Source organism: Clostridium disporicum, assembly GCF_001405015.1.
GTDB lineage: Bacteria > Bacillota > Clostridia > Clostridiales > Clostridiaceae > Clostridium > Clostridium disporicum_B.
The window spans coordinates 1-4,757 of sequence record NZ_CYZX01000045.1; the positions used below are offsets into that span (position 1 = coordinate 1).

Here is a 4,757-nt window from a genome sequence, read left to right on the forward strand (position 1 = left end):
TTCCCATAATGGACACATCCTTTCTTAACTAAATATTATTTTACTTAGTTCGATTTAATGTGTCCACTACTTTATACTAACACCATTTATTCCTTATTTACTTTATTATTTCTATAATTTAATGGAGATACAGAAAAATACTTTGAAAAAGTTTTTGAAAATAACAAAGAATCAGCATACCCTACTTTATTTGCAATTTCACCTATAGGAAGCTTAGTGTTTTTTAATAAAAGTGTTGCTTTATACATTCTAAGATTTATTAGATATTTTTGTGGAGAAATCTTAAGATTTTTTATAAACATTTTATATAAATAACTTCTACTTAAGTTTACATGTTCAGCAATTTCATTAACAGTTATGTTATTCATATAGTTGGAATTAATAAAATTAATAGTATCTTGAATATATTTATGTATCTCTTTATCCTTATATTCAAAAGGTTTAGGAAACTCCCCTATGAGTTCATATAATAATGAATAAAGTTCATTTAATAATAATATGTCATCAGAATTGGATGGATTATAATTTTTTGATATCTCACAAATATTTAATATTATACATGGTATTTTTGAATTTTCATTGCAATTAGCAACATGAGAATCAATAATAGAAGTTCTATTTAAATATTCATCAGCCTTTGAACCACTAAAACCTATCCAGCAATACTCCCAAGGATTATCCATAGAAGCCATATATTCAACATCCATACCTTTTAATAATATAAATATATCCCCTTCTTTTAAATTATATACTTTATCATTAACCTTAAATGTTCCATATCCTCTAATTACATAATGTATAACAGAATTTTTTAACACTTTATATCTATATCCAAATCCCGGGATACCATGTTCTATTCCACATTCATCTAAGTTTATGTCAAAATTTTCTTTTTTGTATTTTCTCCAAAGTATTTGCATGTATGCCTACCACCTCTATATAAAAATAAATTTCACAGGAAACATTATACCATGTTTAGGAACCTTATAACTATTCTAAAATAACAATTCATATATTAATATTTTATATAGAAAAATATATATAATGTATAGAAAAATGAAATATATGGAATTATATTCCATAATGGTGAAAATATATTGGGAGGATAAAAATGTTACTATTAAATGAATACCATGAAGATATTTCTAAACTACATGTCAATATGATGCAAAGAAGGAGTTATTATGTTCCTTTTATAGATACTAACGAAGCTATTACTATTAAGGACAGAAATAAACAAAATAACTTCTTTTCACTTAATGGTCAATGGGCTTTTAATTATTTCGACAGCCTACAATCAATTAAAGAATTTGATAATATTAATGAAATCAATCTTTCAGATACAATAGAAGTGCCTTCTGTTTGGCAAGTAAATGGATATGATTATAATCAATATACTAATGTAAAATATCCTATTCCTTATAATCCACCTTTTGTTCCTAAAAATAATCCATGTGGAATTTATAAAAAAGAATTTGACTTTGAAGTACTTCCAGAAAAATATGATTATAATATAAACTTTGAAGGTGTTGATTCATGTTTCTATTTATGGATAAATGGAGTATTTGTAGGATATAGTCAAATAGCTCATAGTATATCAGAGTTTGATATTACAAAATTCTTAGTAAATGGCAAAAATACAATTACAGTATTAGTTTTAAAATGGTGTGATGGAACTTATTTTGAGGATCAAGATAGATTTAGAATGTCAGGTATTTTTAGAGATGTATATATATTAAAAAGAGCAAAATCAAGAGTTGTAGATTATAAAATAACTCCTGCTGTTAATGTAGAAGATAAAGAAGGAAAACTAGATATTGAGATTCTTTCTACTATTGGTAACCCAACTATTAACTATAGTTTACTTGATCCTAATAATGATGTTATCTCATCTGGAAATATAGATAATAATAAAATACAAATAGATATTAATGATGTAGAACTTTGGAGTGCTGAATCACCTGCTCTATATACATTATTAATAAAAACAGAAAATGAAGTTATAAAAGAAAGAATAGGTATGAGAGATGTTAAAATAAAAAACTCTGTTTTAAAAATTAATAACGTACCAGTTAAATTAAAAGGTGTTAATCACCATGATTCTGATCCAGTTAAAGGATATGTAGTTAATTATGATGATTTAATTGTAGACTTAAAATTAATGAAGGAATGTAACATTAACTCTATAAGAACTTCACATTATCCTAAAGCTCCAATTTTTTATGAGCTATGTGATGAATATGGATTCTATGTTATGAGTGAAGCTGATATTGAAGCTCATGGTGTTGTTGAATTATACGGCTTAGGATATTTAGATAATTATAATATGATAGCTGATGATATAACTTATAAAGATGTTATCGTTGATAGAATTGATTCTTCTATAGTTCCTTTTAGAAATAGATCTTGTATCTTTATGTGGTCACTTGGAAATGAATCAGGATTTGGAATTAACTTTGAAATCGGAGCAAAATATTCTAAAGATCTAGATCCTTCACGTCCAGTACATTATGAAGGAGCATTTTACGCAAATAAAGAAAGAAATAATGACTTCAGCAATCTTGATGTTATTAGCCGTATGTATCCAAGTCTAGAGGAAATCAATGAGTATTTTGAAAAAGGACTAGATAAGCCATTCTTATTATGTGAATATGCACATGCAATGGGAAATGGTCCTGGTGGATTAATTGAATATGATGAATTACTTCAAAAGCATGATGAATTTGCAGGCGTATATGTTTGGGAATGGTGTGACCATGCTATTGTTATGGGTGAAGGTAAAAATGGCAAAAAGGCATATGGCTATGGAGGAGACTTTGGAGAACAAAATCATGATGGAAACTTCTGCGTTGATGGTTTAGTTTATCCGGATAGAAGACCTCATACTGGATTATTAGAATATAAGAATATTAATAGACCTATAAGAGCAGTAGAATTTGATCAAGCTAATAAAAAAGTTAAATTTAAAAATATGCTTGATTTTAAAAATGCTAGTGAATTATTCGATGTTACTTATAAAGTATGCGTAGATGGCGAACTTATCTCATTAAATAAATTAGAATTAGAAAGTTTAAGTGCAAGAGAAGAAAAATGGTATGATTTAGATATACCAAAATTACCTGTTGGAATTACTACTATCTTGTTTGAGTATAGTGCAAAATGTTATAATTCTCTTTGTGAAAAAGATACTGTATTAGGTCACGATCAATTTATTATAGAAACTGAAGCAAAAAATATAGAATCTGTAAATAAACTAATAGGAATTAATGATAATGAAGAAAAGTTTAATATAGAAGAAAAAAATAATACAATAAAAATCACAAATTCGAACTTTAATTTTGTATACAATAAAAATACAGCAACATTTGATTTTATTGAATCATTAGGAGAAGTATTTATAGATAGTCCAATGGAATTCTCTATTTGGAGATCACCTACAGATAACGATAGAAAAATTAAGAATCTTTGGATTGAGGCTGGCTTTAACCAAATTGAACCATATGTATATAGTACTGAAATTAAAGAGTCTTCAAACAAAGTAGACATAGTTAGTGTTTTAAGCTTACTTCCAATATATAGAGAAAAAGTACTTGATGTTACAGTAACATGGAGCATTTACTCATCTGGTTTAATTAAATGTGATATTAAATCTAATAAAAATATGATAACTCCTTATTTACCACGTTTTGGAGTAAAACTTAAATTAAATAAATCATATGAAGATGTAAGCTATTTTGGTTTTGGTCCATATGAAAATTATATAGATAAAAATTCATGTTGTTATTTAGGTAGATTTAATTCAACAGTTTCTGAAATGCATGAAGACTATATAAAACCTCAAGAAAACGGAAGCCATCATTTCTGTAGAGAAGTATCTGTTAAGAATGATTCTGGAAAGATATATGTTTTATCTGAAAATGATTTTGCATTTAATGTCTCACATTTTTCAGTTGAGCAATTAACTAATACAGCTCATAACTTTGAGTTAAATGAAGAAGATTCAACTTATTTAATCGTTGATTATAAGCAAAGTGGTATTGGTTCAAATAGTTGTGGTCCTGCTTTACCTGAAGAATATAGACTTAATGAAGAAGATTTTTCATACAATTTTTATTTGAAATTTGTAAGAACAAATATTTAGATAATTAATACTATTAAATAAAAATCAGAGGTTAGACTGTAGATAATTTTGTGTAATATAGTTTCTTATAAATCAAATATTACTGGAAATTTTGATTTCCAGTAATATTTTTTTATTATCTAGAAATACTAATAATGTGTTTTTCTGTTCTTTTATATTATTTAACAAAAGTTAGATAATATGCATAAAATTTATAAAAAGTACAAGCTATTATGCTAATTCATCTTTTAATTCTTCAGTAAAGAATAATGTTAGCTCCGCTAACGTAGCACCCCAGTTTGGAACTGGTTGAGTCCATTTTTCCATGATTTCCATAGTCGCTAGATATACGCACTTGTTTAGAGATTCATCTGTAGGAAATATAGTTCTAGATTTAGTATACTTACGTACCTGTCTATTGAATCATTCAAGTGCATTAGTTGTATAGATCATTTTTCTTATTCTAGGTGAGAAATCAAAGAAATTAGATAAGTTATTCCAGTTGTTATACCATGAATCTATAACCATTCCATAACTATTTCCCCAAGCTTCTTTTAGTTTGTCTAGCTGCGCTAACGCAAGTTCTTCAGTAGGAGCTTTATAAACTTCTTTTAAATCTTTCATAAATGATTTTTTA

2 protein-coding genes and 1 pseudogene are annotated in these 4,757 nt (G+C 26.7%); 1 reads left to right on the forward strand and 2 read right to left on the reverse strand.

What is annotated here, in order from left to right:
* Positions 1–86 precede the first annotated feature (86 nt).
* On the reverse strand, positions 87–920 hold the full coding sequence (locus ARA56_RS16120; RefSeq protein WP_055268506.1) for an AraC family transcriptional regulator: 834 nt from the start codon (positions 918–920) through the stop codon (positions 87–89).
* Between the two features lie 191 nt (positions 921–1,111).
* Here ARA56_RS16120 and ARA56_RS16125 point away from each other — a divergent pair, with 191 nt between their 5' ends.
* Positions 1,112–4,141 carry a glycoside hydrolase family 2 TIM barrel-domain containing protein gene (locus tag ARA56_RS16125; RefSeq protein ID WP_055268507.1) on the forward strand — a complete coding sequence of 1,010 codons (3,030 nt, stop codon included), beginning with the start codon at positions 1,112–1,114 and terminating at the stop codon, positions 4,139–4,141.
* Positions 4,142–4,351: 210 nt separating this feature from the next.
* Here ARA56_RS16125 and ARA56_RS16540 read toward each other — a convergent pair.
* Positions 4,352–4,757, reverse strand: a pseudogene (locus ARA56_RS16540) (transposase); the annotation flags it as partial.

Coding starts and splice junctions, on each gene's coding strand:
- ARA56_RS16120 (WP_055268506.1), bottom strand. CDS start 920: ATGCAAATACTTTGGAGAAAATACAAAAAAGAAAATTTTGACATAAAC.
- ARA56_RS16125 (WP_055268507.1), top strand. CDS start 1,112: ATGTTACTATTAAATGAATACCATGAAGATATTTCTAAACTACATGTC.